We start from the raw sequence: 23,401 nt of genomic DNA, 5'->3' as shown, positions 1-23,401 counted from the left end.
TAAATTCGTTTATATTTATTTAAGATTCTGTGTTTTTACATTACATTTTTTTGGAATAATCCCTCTCACCGAAGATTCCTGTTCCAACTCTTACGAAGGTGGCACCTTCCTCTATGGCTATCATATAATCGCCTGTCATACCCATTGACAGTGTGTCCATCGGAGCAGGAAGGAGTTTCTGCTCATTGATACTGTCTCTTAACTCTCTCAGTCCCTTGAAGTATACTCTGTTACTCTCCGGATCATCGGTATAAGGTGCTATTGTCATAAGTCCTCGGATATTAAGATGCGAAAGAGAGCTTATTTCCTTCACAAAAGGAATAACCTCTTCCGGAGCAAGTCCGAACTTGGTATCCTCATGAGCCATATTAACTTCAAGAAGAACATCTATCTTAAGATCGTGCTTGGCAAATTGCTTCTCAATCTCCTCCGCCAGCTTGATGTTGTCAACGGAGTGGATCATGCAGGCCATCCCCGGCAGATACTTAACCTTGTTGGCCTGAAGATGACCGATCATGTGCCAGTCAAGATCCTCGGTGATCTCAGCATGCTTGTCCCTCATCTCCTGAACCTTGTTCTCTCCAAAGACCCTTATTCCGCATTCCATAGCCTCTCTTAAAGCCTCAACGGGCTTGGTCTTGCTGACAGCAATAAGGGTAACCTCGCTTCTGTTCCTTCCTGCCTTGTCACAGGCCTTTTGTATGTTTTCTTCCACAAATTCAAGATTTTCTTTTATCATGGCTGCTCCAATCACTATTTAATGTATTTTTTTGTTATATAATGCAGTTTAAATACTACATTTTGTGTTTCCTTTTTTATCAGGATATTATATCATAGAATTGATACAATGTTACAATTCAAAAGGTATCCTGCATGAATGTAAACGATATTTCCAACGGCTCGGAAGTCAAAATCCATGCTTCGATAAACGGCCACAGCCTTGTACTTATGACTGAGGCTATTTTTGGTGTGTCGGCAGGCCTTCTGGTAAAGCCCATGGAGTATTTTGGCAAATACATGCAGTTCCTGGAACCCTCTCAGATTGAAATCCGCAACAAAAGAGACGGGCGAATCTACAAATTCATGTCAACCACCATAACTCCGGTCAAAACCCGTTACGGCAATTTCCATCTCATCAGATGTTCCTCCAAACTTGAACCGGAGAATTCCAGAAAATCAGAACGCTTCTATATTGAAAAGCTGGGGCTTCTGTCCGTTAACGGCAACACTAAGACTCTTTATAACTGTATCGTTCACGACCTTTCCATGCGAGGAATATCCGTCATCGTGGACAGATCGGTACAGCTAAGGATAGGCGACAGGCTGGATATCAGGTTCCGCTATGGCGCCACCCTTCACAGCTATGAGGTCAGCACCATCGTGGTAAGGCATTTCATGGTTCAGGACAAGACCGCCGTGGGCTGTGCAATCTCCAATCTCAACGTGGATCTCATCAGCCTTCTTACCACCAAGCGCAGGGAGAAATACACTCCCCTCGGAGAATCTCCCGGCACAGATCTTAATCCTGAGATCAGCGAGAGCCAGCAGATAGAGCATGTTGAGCAGGATCTGGCCGCTCAGACAATTCCCGCCAGGAATAAGTCCGGCGCCGTCAGGATCACCGATGAGAATCCCTTCGCACCGGAGCGTCTTGAACATGTCTCCGCCGAGAAGACTCTTAGGCAGAAGCGCAGGGAGGAACGTCAGGCCAAGGAAGCTGAAGAGATTGCCAACCTTCTGGATCTTCGAAATATGTAATGATATCAAAAGACCAAGGCATGTCACATGTAGTGATGTGATTGCCTTGGTCTTTTGATGTTCACAAATCGTTTTCTATTGTTATATCACTGATACTGTATCAGAAGCGAACCTGCTTCTCTACCATTCTGACAAATTCAACGTTATTTCTTGTCTTGGAGAAGAGATTGATGCACTGGTCTACAGCATCATCTGCCTTCATGCCGTTAAAGCCCTTACGCAGGTTGTTGATAGCTGCAAGCTCCTCTGCGGAAAGAAGAAGATCTTCTCTTCTGGTGGAGGACTTGGGGATATTGATAGCAGGGAAAATTCTCTTCTCCTGGAGCTTTCTGTCCAAAACCATTTCCATGTTACCTGTTCCCTTGAACTCCTCGTAGATAACGTCATCCATCTTGGAGCCTGTCTCAATAAGAGCTGTGGCAAGGATTGTAAGGCTGCCGCCCTCTCTCATGTTTCTGGCTGCACCAAAGAATCTCTTAGGCATATGAAGGGCTGCAGGATCAAGACCACCGGAAAGTGTTCTTCCTGAAGGAGGGACAACGATGTTGTAGGCTCTTGTAAGTCTTGTGATGGAGTCAAGAAGGATAACTACATCCTGACCGTGCTCAACAAGTCTCTTGGCTCTCTCCATAACCATCTCGGCAACTCTCTTGTGATGCTCGGGAAGCTCATCGAAGGTTGAATAGATAACCTCTGCGTTAGGTCCCTCTACCTCTTCCTTGATATCCGTAACTTCCTCGGGACGCTCATCAATAAGAAGGATGATAAGGTGAATATTGCTGTTATTCTTAAGGATTGACTTGGCAACTTCCTTAAGAAGTGTTGTCTTACCTGCCTTGGGAGGTGATACGATCATACCTCTCTGGCCCTTACCGATGGGGCTGATAAGATCCATGATTCTCATAGCAACGCTGCAGCCGGGCTGCTCGAGTCTGATCCTTGAATTAGGGAAAATAGGTGTCATATTCTCGAAGTTCCATCTTCCCATGGCAACTTCGGGCTTGTAACCGTTAACCGTATCAAGTCTGGAAAGAGCAGCAAACTTATCTGTCTCCTTCTTGGCTCTGCATCTTCCCTTAAGGATATCACCGGTCTTAAGGTTGAACTTCCTGATAAGGCTGGGTGCCACATAGACATCATTTTCACCCGGAAGGTAGTTCTCGCATCTGATGAAACCATAACCGTCCTGCATTACCTCAAGAATTCCGTCTGCGTTATCTCCGTCTGCCTCATCCTCAAAATCAGCGGATTCAGCTTTCTTAACATCTTCAGTCTTCTGTACTGTCTCCTGTGATTTATCGAATCTTCCCTCGGGTCTTCCCTCAGGTCTGTTTTCGGATCTGCTATCTGATCTGCTTTCAGATCTGCTATCTGATCTGTTCTCGGATCTGTTATCTGATCTGTTATCTGATCTGTTATCTGATCTGTTATCTGATCTGTTCTCGGATCTCCCCTCCGGTCTTGCAGGTCTTGCCATCTCCTTCTTATCAGACTTATTCGTTCCGGAAGTGGTAACGATAACCTTCTTTTTCTTAAGAGACTTCTTCTCCTCTGTAGCTTCCTTGGGCTGCTCTTCCTTCTTGGCAGCGGCACTTTGCTCTGCTTCCTTCTGGTCAAGCTCACACATCAGGTCGATGATCTCAGACTTCTTGAGGGCGGTGGCTCCCTTGATGCCTCTCTTCTTGGCAATCTCCCTGAGGTCAGTTAGTTTCAGTGTTTCATATCTCTCTCTCAAAATAACTCCATTCTGCGCCTAAAGGCACTGTTGCATATATGTTTAAGCTATGTTTCTCTCTACTATGTTCTGTTAGCACAAGTGGGAATAATAAACGACTGCATAAATGCATTTGTTTAAGAACCATAAATAATCAGCTATATTATAAAAAATACACCATTTGGAGACAAAAATCAACATAGACTTTAAAAAGACAGATAAATCAAAAGCAGACAGGCATCAGTAGGGACCTTATTGCCCGCTGACGCCTGTCTGTTAATCACATAAATTCTTGAAAATCATTATAAATATCAGAAATTTCCATACAATATCTTTGCAAGCTCTGAGTTCTTGTCGAGTATTATCGTCTTCTCTCCCTTAAGTGACTGCTTAAGTGTATCAAGTCCGCGGATAAAACTATAGAACTCAGCCTTTTCCTCTGTATCATAGGCCTTGGCAAGTGTAGCCATATAAGCAGATTCACCCTCAGCTTCAAGAACTGCAGCATCCTTCTCAGCCTTAGCTGTGATGATCCTTACCTGCTTATCTGTCTCATTGTGAATCTTCTGGGCCTCAGCTTCACCCTCAGCGGTATAAGCTGCTGCGATATTATTTCTCTCTGAGATCATACGCTCATATACAGCCTGCTTGTTGTCATCCGGAAGATCCAGAGACTTGATCTGAGCCTGTACAATGGTAATTCCATAGCCTGACATATCAGAGTTGGCTTCCTGAGTGATAAGAGATGTAAGCTGCTCTCCTCTTGCCTCAATAACTTCATCCTGAGTCATGGAAGAGATGGCATTCTTGGTAGCATTGTACACAGAAGCCTCAATTCTCTCCTCTGCCCTGTCGCTGATGGCATTAAGAGTCTGCACATACTTAAGAGGCTCTGATACCTTCCAAAGGACATAAGTGTCAGTGATCATTGACTTCTTGTCCTTGGTAATAACATCAGATGCAGGAATATCATACAGTACTATCTTGGCACTGATTGACTGTGTATCGTCCACGAAAGGAGTCTTGAAGTGAAGACCGGGCTCAGTGGCGATGGCTATGATCTTACCGAATCTTCTTACGGTAACATACTCGTTCTGATGTACAACGTAACCTGCGGAGGAGATAACTCCGATCACCGCTATTACAGCTATTATGATAATTGCTTTGATAATTCCATTCTTTTTCATAGTATACTCAGCCTCCCTTAATTGTTAAAACTATCCAGAGGCAGCATCTGCTCTGTGTTTCCGTCAGTGATTATAACCTTGAGATCAGGAAGTACATCCTCCATGGTCTCATAGAAAAGTCTCTTCTTGGTGATATAGGGCTGAAGCTTGTACTGCTCATACATCTCATTAAAACGGGCTACCTGACCCTCGGCTTCTGCGATTCTTGCCTGCTTGGAAGCCTCTGCGTCCTGAACGATCTTATCAGCCTCTGCCTCTGCCTTGGGAAGCTCCTCACTCTTATACTTCTTGGCATTGTTAACAGCTGTCTCCTTGCCCTGCTTGGCAGTCTCAACAGACTTGAAGGCCTGAACGATTTCCTGTGTTGGCGGCTCTGCATCCTGAACTGACAGGTTCACAACAGTTATGCCTATGTTGTTGTCCGCAAGCTCCTTCTGAAGCTTCTCCTTAACCTCGGACTGAATCTGTCCCTTGGCTGTGGTTATAACATCATCAACCGTGTAATTAACCACTGTATTTCTGATATTGGCAAGAGCCATATTCTTCATGACCTCTGCCGGATTCTCGGTGTTATAAAAAGCAGCCACCGGATCGCTTACCTTGTACTCAAGGTAGAAATCAATATCAACAAAATTGAAATCGGAGGTGATCATAACTCCCTCATCATCAATCGTGATGTTCTGACCGTCCTTGATGACATATCCGATTCCTATGCCATGGGTTGTCATATCAACTAGATGAGCCTTCTGGATAAAAGGAACCTTAAAATAAAGTCCTGCGGTATCGACCCTTATTACCTTACCGAACATGGTAAGGATTGCCTGCTCCTGCTCTTTTACCTGATAGAAGCTCTGTCCCAGACAAAGCAGTAAAAAGAGAACGATAGCTCCGATAATGATGCCTCTTTTGACACCCTTTGCTGCGGAGCCTTTACCGCCCCCTCCATTGGGAATGTTGTTAAAATTCCCCTGAAAAAACTGACCATTGTTATTCATAATATTCTCCTTTTAAAAAACTATGCCGGCCCACATATTATGACTGCAGGCCGGCAATTATGGTTACATATATGTAATACCGATTACTGGAAATTAGTAACCAGTGCTACAATTCTCAGTGCAAACAATACAAATACTACCCACATTACAGGTGAAATATCCTTGGCCTTCTTGGTAACAACCTTAAGAATAACCCATGCGATAACCGCAAACATGATACCTGTAGCGATTGAATATGCAAGAGGCATCATAACTACTGCAAGATATGCACCTACAGAATCAGCAATGTCTCCGTCAAACTTAACCTTACCGATGCTCATAAGCATCAGCATTCCTACATAGATAAGTGCAGGAGATGTAGCGAATGAAGGTATAGCAAGGAAGATAGGGCTAAGGATCAGGGATACAAGGAACATAACGCCTGTTGTAAGGGCTGTAAGTCCTGTTCTTCCGCCTGCAGCTACGCCTGCGCTTGACTCAACGAAGCTGGTGATTGTTGATGTACCAAGAAGTGAACCTGCTGTAGTACCAACAGCATCTGCAAGGAATACCTTACCAACTCTGGGAAGGTTGCCCTTCTCATCAAGAAGTCCTGCCTTGTCGGCAACACCTACTACTGTTCCGACTGTATCAAACAGATCTACATAGAGGAAACTGAAGGTGATGGCAAGGAACTGAATGATATGTGAAGCAGCCCATCCAAAATCAAGCTTGAAGGCTGTTTCTTTGATGCCATCAAATGCAAGGCCACCCTCGAAGGAAGGGAAAAGGCTTGTTCCCTCAGCAGGAACATAAATGCCGCAGGCCTGAAGGATCATACCAACGATCCAGATTGCAAGGATACCGATAAGAACAGCACCCTTAACGTTATAGTGAACCAGTGCTGCGATAACGATAACACCGATAAGTGCAAGAACAACGTCAAGATTTCTGAAGCTTCCGAGATCAACCAGTGTAGCATCGCTGTTTACAATGATGCCTGCGTTCTGCATTCCGATAAATGCGATGAAAAGTCCGATACCTGCAGAGATACCGAATTTCAGGTTCTGAGGAATGCTATTGATGATCTGTTCACGGAATTTGAAGAATGAAAGAAGGATGAAAATAATACCTTCAACAAAAACTGCTGTAAGAGCGATTCTAAAAGGCTCAGCCTCATTAGCCAGCTCTCCGAGGCAGACTGTATAAGCAAAATAAGCGTTAAGTCCAAGGCCTGCTGAAAGTCCGATAGGATAATTGGCAAGAAATGCCATGATAAAGGTTGCAATGGCTGATGCCAGTGCTGTTGCAACAAATACACCATTCCTGTTCATGACGGTTCCCAAAATGTTAGGGTTAACAGCCAGAATATAGGCCATGGTAAGGAATGTGGTGAGACCTGCAAGGATCTCTCTTTTGACTGTAGTGTTGTGCTCCTTGAGTTTGAATAGCTTCTCCAACATACTTTTTTCTCCTCGCTGTGCGTTAATGGTTTCTATATACAAGTCGGATGATCATCTGTTAAGAATCCTTCCGATAGCATATACAACTGAATAAATATTGTCATAGAACTCAAATGCCACATGTGCCATAACGGAAATGTAGATGTTCCTGCTGATCACATAGGCTATTGTCACCGGCAGCGCCATGAGCACCCACTCGCCTATCCCCAAAAGGCCGTGTGCCCTTGTAACAGCACATAAAAGAAGGCTCACTATGCACATAACAAATACCCTCTTATCGCTGCCGAATTTGATGATCGCTTTCCTGAAAAACAGTTCCTCTGCCACCGGCTTCATGACTATCATCATGATGGCATAGAACACAGTCGGCAAAATATCATTATGGGTTATGATGCTGACGGTTCCGTCCTTAACCAGCGGTAAATTGGCCTGAATTAAATTATTCTTGATATAATTGGCGAGCACAAGACCACAGAAGGTGGCCGCCACCGGAAGCCAGAATCTTACGAATCTGGTCATGTTCTTACCTAACTTGCGGAAGGAAAACTGCTTGTAAAAATAATAAAAATAGATAAGTAAACCCGAGTAAAAAACAAAATATAAATGAAAAGCCTGCTTAGGCAATAGTATCGTTGCAATAATAAATAGCAGTTCCCACGCAAACGGAATATATAAACGTTTCAAAACTGACTCCTTCATTATTCATAGTAAAATAAAGACAAACGCCGTATTTATTATATATACGCTAATCTTTTCGGTCAATAAGCTTTTACATATTTTCCCTCTCATGCTAAAATGTGAAATTGATATTGGGTATAAAACGGAGATATAAAATGATACTTTCAGCAGTTAATATAACTAAATCCTTTGATGGCAAAGACATCTTAAGAAACGCATCTTTTCATATAGAAGCCGGCGAGAAAACCGCCATAGTCGGTATCAACGGTGCCGGTAAGACCACACTCATCAAGATTCTTATTGGCGATCTTGCGCCGGATGAGGGCGAGGTAACTTTTTCCAAGGGGCTTACCTACGGATATCTTGCCCAGAATCAGAACATCGATTCCGACAACACCATCTACGAAGAGCTCAAGGAGGTCAAGAGGCATGTCATCGACCTTGAGCAGAACATCAGAGATGCCGAGACCATGATGGATATCCTCTCCGGAGAAGAACTTGAAAAGCACATGGAGAATTACGCAAGAATGCACGATGAGTTCCAGAGGCTGTCAGGTTACGCCTGGAAAAGCGAGATAACCGGCGTCGCCAGAGGTCTCGGATTTACCGACGAGGAATTTGACAAGAGCATCTCAACTCTCTCGGGAGGTCAGAAAACGCGAGTTGCCCTCGGTAAGCTCCTTTTACAGAGTCCTGATCTTATCATCCTGGATGAGCCCACCAACCACCTTGATATGAATTCCATCAGATGGCTGGAGAACTATCTTCTTAACTACAAGGGTGCAGTACTTATCGTATCCCATGACAGATATTTCCTTGATAAGATTGCAGACAAGGTCATCGAAGTAGAGAACAAAAAAGTCACCTCCTTTATAGGCAACTACTCTGCTTACGCAGCCAAAAAAGAGCAGCTTCGCGCGAATGAGTGGAATGCCTACTTAAAGCAGCAACAGGAGATCAAGCATCAGGAGGAGGTCATCACCAAGCTCAAATCCTTCAACAGGGAGAAATCCATAAAAAGAGCTGAATCCCGCGAAAAAATGCTGGCTAAGATCGACGTTCTCGATAAACCCATAGATATTGACGACCGTATGAAAATATCCCTTAAGCCGAATTGCGAAAGCGGCAATGATGTGCTGGAGGTAACAGGTCTTACCAAGTCCTTTGGCAATGAGCATCTGTTCTCCGGACTTGATTTCAGCATCAAAAAGGGCGAGCACGTTGCCATCATCGGCGACAACGGAACCGGCAAAACCACTATTCTCAAGATCCTTAACGGTGTTGAAAGAATGGATGCCGGCGAAATTGAGCTGGGAACCAGGGTTCACATCGGCTACTACGATCAGGAACACCATGTACTCCACGATGAGAAGACTCTTTTCGATGAGATATCGGATGACTATCCATCCTTAAATAACACCGAGATTAGAAACACACTCGCAGCCTTCCTCTTTACCGGAGACGATGTATTTAAGAGAATCGGAGATCTATCCGGCGGTGAGAAGGGACGTGTCAGCCTTGCCAAGCTCATGCTCTCTGACGCCAACTTCCTTATCCTGGACGAGCCCACCAACCACCTTGACATCACCAGCAAGGAGATTCTGGAATCGGCTGTCTCAGGCTATGAAGGCACAGTACTGTATGTAAGCCATGACCGCTACTTCATCAACAAAACCGCCACACGTATTCTGGATCTTACCCACGGAAGGCTGGTTAACTATATCGGCAACTACGACTATTATCTGGAGCATGTGGATGAACAGAATGCAAGACTCTTCGGCGAAGGCGTAGGTTCAGTTGCAAGCCCCGCTGCTGCCGGCAAAGACCTTGTCACCGATACAAGCTACAAATACCAGGGCATGGCAGCTACAACTTCATCTCCTACCACAGCAGCTTCAACAGTTTCTTCAGCGCCCTCCGGCGGCGCCCAGGACTGGAAGGTCCAGAAGGAGGCCCAGGCCAAAAAGAGAAAGCTGGAAGCAGCTCTTAAGAAATGTGAGGATGAAATTGCCAAATTAGAGCAGCGTGATTCTGAAATAAACGAAGCTCTCGCAGATCCTTCCATCGGAACAGATCTGGCCAAGCTCCGTAAGCTCAGCGACGAGCAGACAGAGATTTCAGAGAAGCTCTCAACCCTCTACGATGAATGGGAAAGCATCTCTTCCGACATGGATTAAACAATAACGAACAATAAAAAAACAGTGCAGGTTCGCCGGTAATACGGTCTCTGCACTGTTATTTTTATCTTCTGATCGTTTCTAACTATCAGAGTGCCTCGTAAGCCTCTGCAATGGCATCAAGGAATTCCTCTGAGCCAAGCTTCTGAGGGTTAGGAAGAGTTGTGATAAGCGCAAGGTCTCCTGTCATGCGGCCTGATTCGATAACTGAAAGTGTTGCTCTCTCAAGCTTATCGGCAAATGCTGACAGGTCAGCCAGATTGTCCAGCTCTCCTCTTTTTCTGAGGGCTCCTGTCCAGGCAAAAATTGTTGCAACAGGATTGGTGGATGTGGGTTCTCCCTTGAGGTACTTGTAATAATGTCTCTGAACTGTTCCGTGAGCAGCCTCGTACTCATATACACCTGTAGGAGAAACAAGCACGGAAGTCATCATAGCAAGTGAGCCAAAGGCTGAAGAAACCATATCACTCATAACATCGCCGTCATAGTTCTTACAAGCCCAGATAAAACCGCCTTTAGACTTCATTACTCTGGCAACGGCATCATCTATAAGTGTGTAAAAATATGTTATTCCTGCCTTCTCGAAATCAGCCTTAAACTCTGTCTCAAAAATCTCATCGAAGATTTCTCTAAATCTTCTGTCGTAGGTCTTACTGATGGTATCCTTGGTTCCAAGCCATAACTCTTTTTTCTCAGCAAGTGCATACTTAAAGCAGGCTCTTGCAAAGCTTCTGATGGATGAATCCTTGTTGTGAACACCCTGTATGATTCCGGGCTCGTCGAATTCATGAATAGTCTCACGGATCTCGGTTCCGTCTGCTCCGGTAAATACCAGCTCTGCCTTGCCGGGTCCGGGTACTCTTATCTCAACATTCTTGTATACGTCGCCGTAGGCATGTCTTGCAAGAGTGATGGGTGCTTCCCAGGTCTTGACGTTAGGTTCGATTCCCTTGACCATAATAGGAGTTCTGAATACTGTTCCGTCAAGAATTGCTCTGATTGTGCCGTTAGGGCTCTTCCACATCTTCTTGAGCTTGTACTCTTCAACTCTCTCATTGTTGGGAGTTATTGTAGCACACTTAACTGCAACGCCGTACTTAAGTGTGGCATTGGCACTGTCAACAGTAACCTGATCATCGGTGTCATCTCTGTGCTTAAGTCCAAGGTCATAATACTCAGTCTTAAGATCAACATATGGAAGGATCAGCTTGTCCTTGATCATCTGCCAAAGGACTCTTGTCATCTCATCTCCGTCCATCTCAACAATGGGTGTAGTCATCGCAATCCTGCTCATAATTCTCCTCCTTATATGTAAGGGGACACGTCAAGACATGTCCCCATTCCACTCGGTGACACGTCAAGACATGCCACAATTACTCTTGTCCCTGTTCTTTATTGCCCCATATTATCACTGCTCATAAAGTTCTAGAAGTCCCTTATCCAGCATATTCTCATAGGCATTGATCATATGCTGATTGGCCAGTTCCTCTGCCTTGTCGGGATTGTTCTCCCTGATGGCCTCCATAATGAACTTGTGCTCAACATTGGATACAGCGCCTCTGCTGCTGGAAAGAGTCTTCTGTCTCACTCTCCATACATACTGATGATAGTCCTTGAGAAGGTGCTCCAGCATCTTGGAGTTACATGACTCATAGAGGATGTTGTGGAATCTGTTATCCAACTCAGCCATCTGCTCCATATGTCCTCTTGCAGCATGAAACTCAGCCAGATAGATGTTCTCCTCCATCTCCTCCAGCTGTTCCTTTGTAATATTCTCACAGGCCCATCTTGCACACAGTCCCTCAAGCTTGGAACGAATCATATAGATATCCTGGATGTCCTTAACCTTAATTCCGGTCACATAGGCACCACGGTTTGGAATGATCTGAATAAGTCCCTCCAGCTCAAGCTGTCTGAAAGCCTCCCTTACAGGAGTTCTTGATACGCCAAGCTCCTGTCCGATGGCCACTTCCTTGAGTTCCTCATGGTCCTTGTACTTGCCGTTGAGGATATCCTCTCTGATTCTGTTAAAAACTCTGCCTCTAAGGGAATACTTATCTGTTACTTCCTGCTTTAAATCATTAGTTTCCATAAAAACCTCATCATTTGGAGACCTCTAGAATCTCCCCTTCTTTTACAATTAGTCCCAAGTCCTCAGAAACCCTGTTTATCTCTCTAACAAGCTCATTATCAGTCATAACCGTAACACGTCCGCCTGCATATTCCTGATCCACCCACTTCTTGATCTCTGTAACAAGCGGTGAATTCTTGGAAAGTGAATGTTCATCTCTGAGCTTGTAATGAACGTTGATCCAATGGGCTATTCCCGCAAGACCCGATGTATTTGAAACAGCACTTACAGGAGGTCTTCTAAGGAACTTCTCGGTGTCGAATATATTGTAGATCTCCTCGTTCTTAAGAAGACCGTCCGCATGGATTCCGGCTCTTGTAACATTGAAGTTCTTGCCTACAAAAGGTGTGTTGGCAGGAACCGTAAATCCTATCTCTTTCTCATAGTACTCGGCAAGATCCGTGATAACCTGGGTATTCATGCCGTTAAGGGTGCCCTTGAGCTGTGCGTACTCAAATACCATGGCTTCAAGAGGCGTATTGCCTGTTCTCTCTCCGATTCCGAACAATGATGTATTGACGGAGGAACAACCATATATCCAGGCTGTGGTTGAATTGGTAACAGCCTTGTAAAAATCGTTATGACCATGCCATTCAATAAGTTCACTGGGAACACCTGCGTTGGTATTGATGGCATAGATGATTCCCTGTACGCTTCTGGGAATAACGGCACCTGAGAAATTGACACCGTATCCCATTGTATCACATGCACGCACCTTAATGGGAATCTTATATTCGTCCTTAAGCTTCATAAGCTCCACACAGAAGGGAACAACGAAGCCGTATATATCTGCTCTTGTAATATCCTCAAGATGGCATCTTGGGCTGATGCCCTCCTCAAGACAGGAACGAACAATGCTAAGATAATGATCCAAAGCCTGTCTTCTCGTCATCTTAAGTTTCAGGAAAATATGATAGTCGGAACAGCTGACAAGGATACCTGTCTCCTTCATTCCGATCTCCTTAACCAATTTGAAGTCCTCTTCACTGGCACGGATCCAGCTGGTTACCTCCGGGAACTTATAGCCCCTCTCCATACACTTGAGAGCCGCGTCTCTGTCACTTTTACTGTACAAAAAGAACTCACTCTGACGGATCATACCGTTGGGGCCGCCCAGTTCATGGAACATATCATAGATATGAACAATCTGCTCCGTGGTATAAGGCGCTCTGGACTGCTGGCCGTCACGGAAGGTGGTATCTGTTATCCATATATCTTTTGGCATGTTGTGGGGAACGATTCTATCGTTGAAAGGAATCTTGGGAACTTCCTCGTAAGGAAACATATTTCTGAAGACATTAGGTTTGACTACATCGTCAAGAATGTACATGTGCTCTTCTATCTGAAGAAGATTATTCTTGTCATTCATAGTCACGGGGCGATTCTGGAATGTGTTATTATCCTGCATAGCTGAAAACCTCTCTTGAAAACTCAACAAATAACCTTGGGTATAATTGTATACAATCATACCATCCGTGTCAAGAAGGCGAAAAATGCTATTTTAGCACATTAAAAAAGCCCGTGGTTACGAAAAAAATCCGACAGCCGCAGGCTATTGTTCCATTGTATTTTTGTATATCAGATCAGAATTTACTCTTCCTTGTGAAATACTTTCTCATCTCTTCGATAGGTTCAGGCTTGGCATAATGATATCCCTGAATATAGTCAAAACCTCTCTCAACGCTGTACTGATTCTGGCATTCGTCCTCAACACCTTCCACCAGAGTGATGAATCCGTTCTTTTTAAAGACTTCTATCATATAGGTTACGATATCATCCATACGATCATCATCAAGAGACTTGTACAAAAGAGTCTTATCAAACTTGATCGTCTTGAAAGGACAGTTCATTACTCTTTCAAGGGAGGAATATCCTGTTCCGAAATCATCAAGATAGAACTGAATTCCGGCTTTTGTAAGAACAGTCATATTATCCTTTGCCATATCAAAGTTCTCAAACATAGCACTTTCAGTTATCTCAAGCCTTATCTTGGCCATATCGATATCATATTTTTCGATAATCTCAATAAGGTCCTCTGTCATATCCTTTTGGGACAGTTCCTTGGAGGAACAATTAATGGATATAGCATCGAAATCATAATTCTCAGACAGAAGAGATACGGCATCACAGACCTTATTCAATATAATACAGGTCAGTGCATGGATACATCCGATCCTTTCTGCCAGAGGTATAAATCTGTCAGGCGAAAACAGCCTGTCACCGATTCTGAGTCTCATCAGAGCTTCTGCTACCCTAAAGCTCCCTGTCTCAACGCTGTAGATAGGCTGCGCAAAAACCTGAACTCTATCATCCATCAGATCAAGGCGATTCCTTATATCCTTCAGCGTAGTGGTGATCTCATAGTTCTCGGCAAATTCATCGTAGTCCATGGTGGTAGCCATGTAGAAATGGCTGCTGTTCTGATCCTTATATCTGCCTGCCAGGAACTCAAAGAACTGTCTCACCTTAACAGGATTTTCCAGCTCTGCTTTTGCTTCTGCATTTACCATCACATAGTTAAAAGGAATATCTGTACTGGCCCTTACATTATCAAAAATCCCCCTCAGCTGCTGACAATAGTTCTCATATTCCTCTTCCTTGTCTGTATCGATGATATTCACATATCTATAGTCAGAAATCTTATACATCCTTATTTGGGGAGAAATGGCTTCCACTGCTCTGCATATGGCAATTCCCTTGAGCGTATCTTCACTTCCGTCATTGGATACAGCCTCAATTCCGGGTAAAAAGACCATAAGATAAGATACATAATATTTTTTTCTGCCTGTATTTTTGGACACGAATGCATCCAGAGCATATATACTCTGACATCCCGTGACCTCATCATAGGGAACGCTGTGGAACATCAGATACCCCAGCGCAAAGATAGGCACATAGGTCGTAGCCGAATAAATGGTATGATTAATTCCGACACCTATTATCTGTGATATCAAGATTATCAGATCCATTGGAACAAAAAGACATACCGCATGCCAAATAACTCTGGAGATATTCTTTCTATTGGTTATGCTGGCATTGAAGCAGATGACCGCACAGATAATGCCTGCACTGCAATAAAATCTGGTGAAATTGCTTATATCAATTCCATCAAGATTGACTGTATACAATCCTCTTGACGCAATCTCAACGGCGACGGCTGCCAGGTACACCAGCGTAAGAGCCACAAACATAAGCACGAACTCTTTTCTCTGCTTTCTTCTGACAATGGACATCATGTTTACATAGGAAAAAATGTAAAACAGGATTCCGTTATACAAAAGGAGAAATACCATGAGCTGTCCCATGAACAGATATCTGTTGTACAGCTTTGCCGGATTATTGGCCACCATGACGATGGACAACTGCACTAAAATGGCTGCAATTGACCATATTATTCCCTGGAAGACATATCTGTATACATAGGTTCTCTTAGGCTTGGTGTACAACATGACAAAAAGCAGGAGTCCCGCCATGAGAAGTCCCGCAAATTCACCTATGGAATTGTATTCTAGAAATCTAATGTTTTCCATAATTTTATATTAACATAAAACTAAATATCGATAACAAAAAGAATATTAAAAAATATTAAAGATTTAAAGCAGGGAAGCCCCATCGTAAAAAAGCCTCCCGGAAAATACCGGGAGGCTGATACTTACTGTAAAATTATTCCTCAGAGTTGGCAGCTGCAACCTTGTCAGCTCTGTCTGCAACTTCCTTAGCCTGAACATCTGAAGGAGCCTGCTCGTATCTTGCAAATTCATACTCGAAGTCACCGCTTCCTCCTGTCATGGAACGAAGCTGTGTGCAATATCCGTAGAGTTCCATCATAGGAACCTCGGCCTCGATCACCTGCTTACCTGTAAGTGAAGGATTCATTCCGAGCACACGACCTCTTCTCTTGTTAAGGTCACCCATAACGTCTCCGGTGAAGCTGTCGGGCACGGTAACCTTGAGAGATACAATGGGCTCAAGAAGTACAGGGCCAGCTTCCATGAAGCCCTTCTTGAAGGCTCCGGATGCTGCAACCTTGAAGGCCATTTCGGAAGAATCTACAGGGTGATAGGATCCATCATACAATGTAGCCTTAACGCCAACTACGGGATATGCTGCAAGAGGTCCTCTCTGAACAGATTCATTTATACCCTTCTCAACTGCAGGGAAGAAGTTCTTGGGAACTGCTCCGCCTACGACTACCTGATCAAATACATAAGGTGTCGAGGGATCACCTGAAGGCTCGAAGCGCATCTTAACATGTCCGTACTGTCCGTGACCACCGGTCTGCTTCTTGTACTTGTATTCCACATCGGAATTCTTGCGGATGGTCTCTCTGAAAGCAACCTTGGGCTTGGTAAGATCAATGGCAACCTTGTATACATTAAGGAGCTTGCTTTGAACAACCTCAAGGTGCATGTCGCCCATACCATAGAGCAGAGTCTGGCGATTCTCGGCATCATTGACAACCTTAAGAGTCTGATCCTCAGCTGAAAGCTTAGCAAGAGACTGCGCAATCTTGTCGATATCGGACTTGTTCTGAGCGTGATATCTCATGTAGGTATATGGCTGTGAAATATCCATCTTAGCATACTGTACAGGAGTAGCCTTGGTTGAAAGTGTATCTCCTGTAGAAATGTCAAGCTTCTGTAGAGCACCGAGATCTCCGGCATGAAGCTCTGAAACCTCAGTAGCCTTGTTGCCCTGAAGAATATAGAGCTTGCCAAGTTTCACATCCTGATCCTTGCCTGCGATGTACATCTGATCATCGGGCTTGAGTACGCCGGAGCGAACCTTGATAAGTGAGTACTTACCGATGAAAGGATCGATCATGGTCTTGAATACGAAAGCTGTCTTAGGCTTAGCAAAATCAAAGTCAGCTTCGAAGATCTCATTTGTATTGGTATTAATGCCTGCCATCTTACGGTTCTCAGGGCTGGGCATATATTTAACTATATCATCAAGGAGGGTATAGATACCCTGACAAAGAGTGCTGGATCCCATCTCGATAGGAACGATGGAGCCATCACAAACGTTAGAACGAACAGCGGCTCTGATCTCAGCTTCTGAGAAGGTCTCACCGCCGAAATATCTCTCCATGAACTCCTCGGAGGTCTCAGCTACGGACTCAATAAGAGTGTCACGGAAAAGCTTGAGGTTGGCCTCATTATATTCAGGAACAGGAATCTCAACAACTTCCTTGCCCTGCCACCTAAAGCCCTTCTCCTGAATTACATTTACATAACCTACAAACTTCTCATTCTCACGAATAGGGAGATTGAAAGGAGCCATCTTCTTACCATACTTATCGGTAAGATCCTGTACTACCTGTCTGTAGGAAACATCATCGATGTCCATGTCTGAAACAAAGAACATGCGGGGAATCTTGTACTTCTCGCAAAGGTCCCAAGCCTTCTCTGTTCCAACTTCAATTCCTGCCTTGCCGGATACCACTATGATAGCAGCATCTGCTACGCTGATAGCCTCTTCCACCTCACCGACAAAATCGAAAAAGCCCGGTGTGTCGAGAAGATTGATCTTGTGTCCATCCCACTCAAGCGGTATGGTTGTTGTGCTGATGGAAATATGTCTCTTCTGCTCTTCCTTATCGAAATCGCTGATAGTATTTCCGTCTTCTACTTTCCCCATTCTGGATGTAATACCTGCCAGGTAAGCCATTGCCTCAGAGAGACTTGTCTTGCCTGCACCGCCATGTCCGAGCAGTACCACGTTTCTAATCTTGTCAGTTGTATAAACGTTCATATCTTTGGTCCTCCAGTTGCAATATTTTGGGTATTATTCATGAGATATGAAGTTTCCCCCAAAAAATCTCATAACAATATTCTACTAAAAACGATGCACTAAAACAAGTATTTTAGACGTTTTGCACAAGCATTTTTATACTACATCTAGTGGTTAAAACATTATCGTTATAACAGAGACTGCAAATCTTTGAAAAAGCTTGGGTATGAAATTCCGACGCAGCGATCGTCCACAATCCTGGTTGTTCCCTCCGCCGCAAGCGCTGCGACGGCAAAGCTCATGGCGAGTCTGTGGTCATTATAGGTCTTGATATCAGCTCCGTGAAGAGGCTTGCCGCCATGTATGATCATTCCGTCCTCAGTGGCCTCTATGTCACAGCCCATAGCCTTTAGATTCTCAACAACGGCATCTATTCTGTTGGACTCCTTGACGCGAAGTTCGGCTGCATCTCTGATAATGGTGTCACAATCCGCACAGGCTGCTATAACAGCAACAACAGGAAGCTCATCTATCATAGTCGGTATATCCTTGCCTCCTATCTCGAATTTGCCGTTTGCTCCTCCGGAGAGCTCACTGTATCTGACAAGGATATCTGCCTTGGGTTCCTGGGACTCATCAAGATTAAGAAGCGTAATATCCGCTCCCATCTGACCAAGCACTCTGATAATTCCGTCTCTTGTGCTGTTAACTCCCACATTCCTGATAAGAAGTTCTGAGCCGGGTACCACAAGGGCTGCTGCTATGAAATATGCCGCAGAGGAAATATCACCGGGAACATTGATCTTAATTCCGTGAAGAGGCATTCCGGGATGAAGAATTGCAGCTGCGGAGCCGTCTGTAGCCACTTCATTATGAATATCCGCTCCAAAGGCTGTCAGCATAATTTCCGTATGATTCCTGGAAAGGGCCGGTTCATACACAACCGTATCTCCCACTGCATATAATCCCGCAAGAAGGACTGCCGACTTAACCTGTGCCGACGCTATCGGACTCCTGTAATTAATTCCCCTAAGAGTCTTGCCTCCCGAAATATGAAGAGGACAACACTCGTTACCTCTAAGAGAAGTAATGTCTGCCCCCATCTGATTAAGGGGCTTCATAACTCTGTTCATGGGCCTTTTTTCAATGGAACTGTCGCCTGTGATATTGCAGTCAAAGGGCTGGGCTGCAAGAATTCCTGACATGAGCCTGGTGGTTGTTCCGCTGTTGCCGGTGTAAAGGGTATCCTTAGGCGCATTAAGGCCGCCAAGTCCCTTGCCGTGAACAGTTATAACCGGAACTCCGTTGGAGGGTCTCATGGAATGATCGATAATAATTCCCATTTTTCTGAAACAATCAATGGTTGACAAGCAGTCGGCGCTCTCCAAGAAACCTGTAATCTCGGTGGTTCCCTCCGATATGGCACCAAACATAATACTTCTGTGGGAAATCGACTTGTCTCCCGGTACAAAAACGTCACCCCTTAAGGGTTTTGCCGCTTTTTCCAATGCAATCATATGCATCCTCCTGTTGCTATACGTCAATGATTGGTATAAATATTGTAGCTGTTATCCCTAAGCAGCTCGGTAGCTCTGTCAAGTCCCTCCCTGTCATGGAGTTCGATGCGAAGTGTACCTCTCTCATATTCTCTGTTGTGCACGATACCGATATTCTTGATGTTAATGTCGTTATCAGACAAAAGCGTTGCGACCTTGGCAAGACGTCCCGGCTGGTCATCGATCTCAACTCTGACCACATAGGATGTCCTGATCGGCCCGCTGGAGGTCTCGATAAAGGACTCTCTGTAGCTTCTTGCAGATGAAAAGAACTCAAACAGCCTGTCCTTGTCGTGATCATCAATAGCTTTCTTAATATCGCAAAGAGAATCTATGTACTTGCTTAAAAGTTCCGAAACATTGCCGGAATTGGTCATACAGATCTGCTGCCACATAACAGGGGAGGAAGAAGATATTCTTGTAATATCTTTGAAACCTCCTGCAGCAATGGTCTTCATCAGTTCATCCTCTGAATCATTGTCATGAACCAGATTAACAAGGGAAGCTGATATCACATGAGGAACATGTGATATCGCCGCTGTTATGTAATCGTGCTGAGCAAAGGGCACCACCAGCGGAATAGCTCCTATCATGCGAACCAGTTCGTAATATCTTGACAGACGTTCCTCCTGTGTTGAATCCGTCTTGGTCAGGATATAATATGCGTTCTTGAGTATCTCTGATTTGGAATTGTTAAAGCCTATCCTCTCGGTGCCGGCCATGGGATGACCGCCGATAAATCTGTCCTCCAGACCAAGTCTTTTGACCACCTCATGGATGCTGTTCTTAACGCTGCCAATATCTGTGATCGTTGTCTTCTCAGACAGGTATGGCACCAGTTTCTCCAGGTTCTCATTATTGATCTCAACCGGAGCACACAGAAAAATATAATCGCAACTGCGAAATTCTTCTCCTATCTCATAAAGAGGCTTATCAACAACGCCCTCCGCATGGGCAGTGTCAACAGTCTCTCTGTGCGGTGTGTAGGCTATTATCGTTGAATCAGGCTCCTTGTTCCTGATTGCTCTTGCTATAGAGCCTCCGATAAGCCCAAGTCCCACAAAACCGTATATATCGCCGTTCATCTATGTATAACCCCCAAAAAGCCAGTATTGTTCAGTATCTCTAAGTTATACTATAGCACTTTAAAGTAGCAAATTCAACTGAAAGGGGCCTGTCCCCATCAACAAATTGTGAACTTCACAGACTTGCGATATTCATTGCTGTTCACAGTTTGTTAATGGGGACAGGCCCCTAATTTTTATTTATTATTCATTGCCGAACAGGTCTCTGGTATATACCTTGTCCACTACATCCTGAAGCTCAGGAGTGAGACGGTTGGCGATGATAAAATCGCATTCTTTCTTGAAGCTGTCAAGATCTCTTACGACCTTGGAATTAAAGAAATCATCATCCTTGAGTGTAGGTTCGTATACAACGCACTCAATACCTCTGGACTTGATTCTCTTCATGATGCCCTGGATGGCTGACTGTCTGAAGTTATCGGAACCGGCCTTCATGGTAAGCCTGTATACGCCAACCTTCTTGGGCTTGAGTGCCCAGATTCTGTCTGCGATGAAATCTTTTCTGGTTCTGTTGGCATCTACGATTGCTGTAATGAGGTTATTGGGTACATCCTCATAATTGGCAAGAAGCTGCTTGGTATCCTTGGGAAGGCAATATCCGCCGTAGCCAAAGGAAGGATTGTTATAGAAATTACCGATTCTGGGATCAAGGCAGACACCATCGATGATATTTCTGGTATTAAGTCCTCTTACCTCTGCATAGGTATCAAGCTCGTTGAAGTATGAAACTCTAAGTGCCAGGAAAGTGTTGGCAAAAAGCTTAACACACTCAGCCTCTGTGGAGTTCATAAAGAGTACCTGAACATCCTCCTTGATGGCTCCCTGCTTGAGAAGTCCGGCAAAAAGCTCAGCCTTTTCCCTTGCCTCCTCGCTGTCGGTGTCATATCCCACAATAATTCTTGACGGATACAGATTATCATACAGAGCATGACCTTCTCTCAGGAACTCAGGTGAGAACATGATGTGATCTGTGTGATACTCCTCAAGAAGTTCCTGGGTATATCCAACGGGAATAGTGGACTTAATAACTATATAGGCATCGGGGTTCTCTTTTCTGACCTGATCGATGACGCTAAGAACGGAAGATGTGTCAAAATAGTTCATCTTCTCATCATAGTTGGTGGGTGTGGAAACAATTACAAAGTCCGCATCTTCATAAGCCTCAGATGCATTGAGAGTGGCATGGAGTCTCAAAGAATCCTTCTTAAGATACTCCTCTATCTCCTTGTCAACAATGGGTGATCTCCTGTTGTTGATCATCTCAACCTTCTCAGGGATAACATCAACTGCTGTTACATCATTGTATTGGGAAAGTAAAATTGAATTGGAAAGGCCAACATAGCCGGTTCCTACAACTGCAATTTTCAAAATCATTACCTCTCTTTAGTCATAATTGCTTATTCGCAAAATATAGGAGGGCACAAAGTGCCCTCCTAATCTTACTCCATAATGGAATATTAATCAATTTAAGCGTTATGTTCTGCCTCCAATGTGTCCTTAACGGTCTCATATACCTCAATACGCATCTTGTCCGCATCAGGCATTCCGATAAAGATTCCGCCGTAGTTAAAAGTATCCTCAAGCTTAACAGCTCTTACTATCTGCACAAAGACATGAAGGACTTCCTTGGTCCAGATAGTCAGATTAGCCTCATAGTTATCACCTATGACAAGCTGATTGCTGCAGTTAAAACCCAATCCGTCTCTGGAACAGTCATGGATATCTATTCTGGCTGTCTTTGCCTCACCGTTTCCGCCAAGCTGATTCAAAATAAGTTCTCCGGTAAGCTCTAACCTCTTATTCTTTCTTCTCTCTTCCATCTGCTCATGTTCCCCATAAAAATAAACGGCTTTTAGTTACCATTTTATTGTAACAAAGCATTTACTTTTTGTAAAACAGGCAGGCATCTCCAAAGGAGAAAAATCTGTATTTCTCCTTAATGGCCTCCTCGTAAGCAGCCAGAACATGCTCTCTTCCCGCAAGTGCGGATACCAGCATAACCAGTGTTGACTCAGGAAGATGGAAGTTGGTGATCAGATTATCAAGGACCTTAAACTTATATCCCGGATAGATAAATATCGAAGTATCGCCGCTGCAGGCAGTAAGTCTGCCATTCTCATCAGCTGCACTCTCTATTGTCCTGCAGCTGGTTGTCCCGACGCAGACTACCTTATGGCCGTTTTCTTTGGCTCTGTTTATCTTATCGGCAGCCTCCTGGGTAACCTGATACCACTCAGTGTGCATGTGATGCTCTTTTACATTGTCAACCTTAACGGGTCTGAAGGTACCAAGACCCACATGAAGAGTTACATAGGCAAGATCAACACCCTTGTCCTCGATTTTTTTAAGAAGCTCCTCTGTAAAATGAAGTCCTGCAGTAGGTGCAGCAGCCGATCCCTCATACTTGGCATAGACCGTCTGATACATATTCTTGTCCTGAAGCTTATGGGTAATGTAAGGAGGAAGCGGCATCTCACCAAGTCTGTCCAAAACCTCTTCCCATATTCCGTCGTAGTAAAACTTAACAAGTCGATTGCCTTCATCCACAATATCAAGAATCTCCGCCTTCAGAATTCCATCTCCAAAGGTTACTCTCGCACCGGGGCGAAGCTTCTTACCGGGCTTAACCAGAGTTTCCCAGACATCAGCTTCTTTTCTCTTAAGAAGCAGAATCTCAACTGCTGCGCCTGTCTCCTCCTTCTGTCCGAGAAGCCTTGCTGGGATTACCTTGGTGTTATTAAGAACCAGACAATCTCCCGGATTAAGGTAATTTATAATTTCATTAAATTTGTGGTGTTCTGTCTCTCCGGTTTCCTTATCAACAACCAGCAGTCTGCACTCATCCCTTTTTTCCATGGGATCCTGAGCAATCAGTTCTTCCGGAAGATCAAAATAATAATCCGCGGTAGACAGTCCTAACATTTCATTTTCACTCATAGTATTTC

18 protein-coding genes are annotated in these 23,401 nt (G+C 44.3%); 2 read left to right on the top strand and 16 right to left on the bottom strand.

Annotated elements, in window-relative coordinates; genetic code table 11:
* Positions 1-40: 40 nt before the first annotated feature.
* The gene (locus G588_RS0102070) at positions 41-739 is read right to left on the bottom strand and encodes a YggS family pyridoxal phosphate-dependent enzyme (protein WP_022777098.1); all 699 of its coding nucleotides are present in this window, start codon (positions 737-739) and stop codon (positions 41-43) included.
* 134 nt (positions 740-873) lie between these two features.
* Here G588_RS0102070 and G588_RS0102065 point away from each other — a divergent pair, with 134 nt between their 5' ends.
* The gene (locus tag G588_RS0102065) at positions 874-1,758 is read left to right on the top strand and encodes a PilZ domain-containing protein (RefSeq protein WP_022777097.1); all 885 of its coding nucleotides are present in this window, start codon (positions 874-876) and stop codon (positions 1,756-1,758) included.
* 100 nt (positions 1,759-1,858) lie between these two features.
* On the opposite strand, the gene rho is transcribed toward G588_RS0102065, so the two are convergent.
* From rho to G588_RS0102040, 5 genes are all read right to left on the bottom strand, one after another.
* The gene (gene rho / locus G588_RS0102060; protein ID WP_022777096.1) at positions 1,859-3,493 is read right to left on the bottom strand and encodes a transcription termination factor Rho; all 1,635 of its coding nucleotides are present in this window, start codon (positions 3,491-3,493) and stop codon (positions 1,859-1,861) included.
* Positions 3,494-3,783: 290 nt separating this feature from the next.
* Positions 3,784-4,659 carry a protease modulator HflC gene (gene hflC / locus G588_RS0102055; RefSeq protein ID WP_022777095.1) on the bottom strand — a complete coding sequence of 292 codons (876 nt, stop codon included), beginning with the start codon at positions 4,657-4,659 and terminating at the stop codon, positions 3,784-3,786.
* Positions 4,660-4,676: 17 nt separating this feature from the next.
* Complete coding sequence (gene hflK, locus G588_RS0102050; RefSeq protein WP_022777094.1) at positions 4,677-5,654, bottom strand: FtsH protease activity modulator HflK; 978 nt, start codon at positions 5,652-5,654, stop codon at positions 4,677-4,679.
* An 83-nt stretch (positions 5,655-5,737) separates the two neighbouring features.
* A complete protein-coding gene (locus tag G588_RS0102045; RefSeq protein WP_026668528.1) occupies positions 5,738-7,093 on the bottom strand; it encodes an NCS2 family permease in 1,356 nt (451 codons plus the stop codon).
* Positions 7,094-7,147: 54 nt separating this feature from the next.
* Positions 7,148-7,615, bottom strand: coding sequence for a CPBP family intramembrane glutamic endopeptidase (locus tag G588_RS0102040; protein ID WP_035787667.1), 468 nt, complete (start codon positions 7,613-7,615; stop codon positions 7,148-7,150).
* Between the two features lie 314 nt (positions 7,616-7,929).
* Between G588_RS0102040 and abc-f the strand changes: the two genes are divergently transcribed.
* A complete protein-coding gene (abc-f, locus tag G588_RS0102035; RefSeq protein WP_022777091.1) occupies positions 7,930-9,951 on the top strand; it encodes a ribosomal protection-like ABC-F family protein in 2,022 nt (673 codons plus the stop codon).
* An 88-nt stretch (positions 9,952-10,039) separates the two neighbouring features.
* On the opposite strand, the gene G588_RS0102030 is transcribed toward abc-f, so the two are convergent.
* The 10 genes from G588_RS0102030 to queA form a co-directional block, all read right to left on the bottom strand.
* Entirely contained in the window at positions 10,040-11,245 is a 1,206-nt protein-coding gene (locus G588_RS0102030) for an NADP-dependent isocitrate dehydrogenase (RefSeq protein WP_022777090.1), read from the bottom strand.
* 114 nt (positions 11,246-11,359) lie between these two features.
* A complete protein-coding gene (locus G588_RS0102025; protein ID WP_022777089.1) occupies positions 11,360-12,043 on the bottom strand; it encodes a GntR family transcriptional regulator in 684 nt (227 codons plus the stop codon).
* Positions 12,044-12,053: 10 nt separating this feature from the next.
* The gene (locus tag G588_RS0102020; RefSeq protein WP_022777088.1) at positions 12,054-13,490 is read right to left on the bottom strand and encodes a 2-isopropylmalate synthase; all 1,437 of its coding nucleotides are present in this window, start codon (positions 13,488-13,490) and stop codon (positions 12,054-12,056) included.
* Between the two features lie 175 nt (positions 13,491-13,665).
* Entirely contained in the window at positions 13,666-15,612 is a 1,947-nt protein-coding gene (locus G588_RS0102015) for an EAL domain-containing protein (RefSeq protein WP_081644221.1), read from the bottom strand.
* 133 nt (positions 15,613-15,745) lie between these two features.
* Complete coding sequence (locus G588_RS0102010) at positions 15,746-17,836, bottom strand: elongation factor G (protein WP_022777086.1); 2,091 nt, start codon at positions 17,834-17,836, stop codon at positions 15,746-15,748.
* A gap of 167 nt (positions 17,837-18,003) precedes the next feature.
* Positions 18,004-19,332 carry a 3-phosphoshikimate 1-carboxyvinyltransferase gene (gene aroA / locus G588_RS0102005; RefSeq protein ID WP_022777085.1) on the bottom strand — a complete coding sequence of 443 codons (1,329 nt, stop codon included), beginning with the start codon at positions 19,330-19,332 and terminating at the stop codon, positions 18,004-18,006.
* Between the two features lie 23 nt (positions 19,333-19,355).
* Positions 19,356-20,456, bottom strand: a complete 1,101-nt coding sequence (locus G588_RS0102000; protein ID WP_022777084.1) for a prephenate dehydrogenase — start codon at positions 20,454-20,456, stop codon at positions 19,356-19,358.
* Between the two features lie 183 nt (positions 20,457-20,639).
* The gene (locus G588_RS0101995) at positions 20,640-21,830 is read right to left on the bottom strand and encodes a nucleotide sugar dehydrogenase (protein WP_022777083.1); all 1,191 of its coding nucleotides are present in this window, start codon (positions 21,828-21,830) and stop codon (positions 20,640-20,642) included.
* Between the two features lie 92 nt (positions 21,831-21,922).
* Positions 21,923-22,276: a PilZ domain-containing protein gene (locus G588_RS18835; protein WP_022777082.1), complete on the bottom strand. Its 354-nt coding sequence runs from the start codon at positions 22,274-22,276 to the stop codon at positions 21,923-21,925.
* A gap of 61 nt (positions 22,277-22,337) precedes the next feature.
* A complete protein-coding gene (queA, locus tag G588_RS0101985) occupies positions 22,338-23,393 on the bottom strand; it encodes a tRNA preQ1(34) S-adenosylmethionine ribosyltransferase-isomerase QueA (protein ID WP_022777081.1) in 1,056 nt (351 codons plus the stop codon).
* Between the last annotated feature and the right edge of the window lie 8 nt (positions 23,394-23,401).

The organism is Butyrivibrio sp. AE3009 (assembly GCF_000420845.1).
Taxonomy (GTDB): Bacteria; Bacillota; Clostridia; order Lachnospirales; family Lachnospiraceae; genus Butyrivibrio.
The sequence above is the reverse complement of the archived record's forward strand: the minus strand, read 5'-3'. Positions and strand labels throughout refer to the sequence as shown.

What these genes read in the sequence shown, in the direction of transcription:
- G588_RS0102070 (WP_022777098.1), bottom strand. Translation starts at nt 739, where the DNA reads ATGATAAAAGAAAATCTTGAATTTGTGGAAGAAAACATACAAAAGGCC.
- G588_RS0102065 (WP_022777097.1), top strand. Translation starts at nt 874, where the DNA reads ATGAATGTAAACGATATTTCCAACGGCTCGGAAGTCAAAATCCATGCT.
- hflC (WP_022777095.1), bottom strand. Translation starts at nt 4,659, where the DNA reads ATGAAAAAGAATGGAATTATCAAAGCAATTATCATAATAGCTGTAATA.
- hflK (WP_022777094.1), bottom strand. Translation starts at nt 5,654, where the DNA reads ATGAATAACAATGGTCAGTTTTTTCAGGGGAATTTTAACAACATTCCC.
- G588_RS0102040 (WP_035787667.1), bottom strand. Translation starts at nt 7,615, where the DNA reads ATGACCAGATTCGTAAGATTCTGGCTTCCGGTGGCGGCCACCTTCTGT.
- abc-f (WP_022777091.1), top strand. Translation starts at nt 7,930, where the DNA reads ATGATACTTTCAGCAGTTAATATAACTAAATCCTTTGATGGCAAAGAC.
- G588_RS0102030 (WP_022777090.1), bottom strand. Translation starts at nt 11,245, where the DNA reads ATGAGCAGGATTGCGATGACTACACCCATTGTTGAGATGGACGGAGAT.
- G588_RS0102025 (WP_022777089.1), bottom strand. Translation starts at nt 12,043, where the DNA reads ATGGAAACTAATGATTTAAAGCAGGAAGTAACAGATAAGTATTCCCTT.
- G588_RS0102020 (WP_022777088.1), bottom strand. Translation starts at nt 13,490, where the DNA reads ATGCAGGATAATAACACATTCCAGAATCGCCCCGTGACTATGAATGAC.
- G588_RS0102015 (WP_081644221.1), bottom strand. Translation starts at nt 15,612, where the DNA reads ATGGAAAACATTAGATTTCTAGAATACAATTCCATAGGTGAATTTGCG.
- G588_RS0102010 (WP_022777086.1), bottom strand. Translation starts at nt 17,836, where the DNA reads ATGAACGTTTATACAACTGACAAGATTAGAAACGTGGTACTGCTCGGA.
- aroA (WP_022777085.1), bottom strand. Translation starts at nt 19,332, where the DNA reads ATGATTGCATTGGAAAAAGCGGCAAAACCCTTAAGGGGTGACGTTTTT.
- G588_RS0102000 (WP_022777084.1), bottom strand. Translation starts at nt 20,456, where the DNA reads ATGAACGGCGATATATACGGTTTTGTGGGACTTGGGCTTATCGGAGGC.
- G588_RS0101995 (WP_022777083.1), bottom strand. Translation starts at nt 21,830, where the DNA reads ATGATTTTGAAAATTGCAGTTGTAGGAACCGGCTATGTTGGCCTTTCC.
- G588_RS18835 (WP_022777082.1), bottom strand. Translation starts at nt 22,276, where the DNA reads ATGGAAGAGAGAAGAAAGAATAAGAGGTTAGAGCTTACCGGAGAACTT.
- queA (WP_022777081.1), bottom strand. Translation starts at nt 23,393, where the DNA reads ATGAGTGAAAATGAAATGTTAGGACTGTCTACCGCGGATTATTATTTT.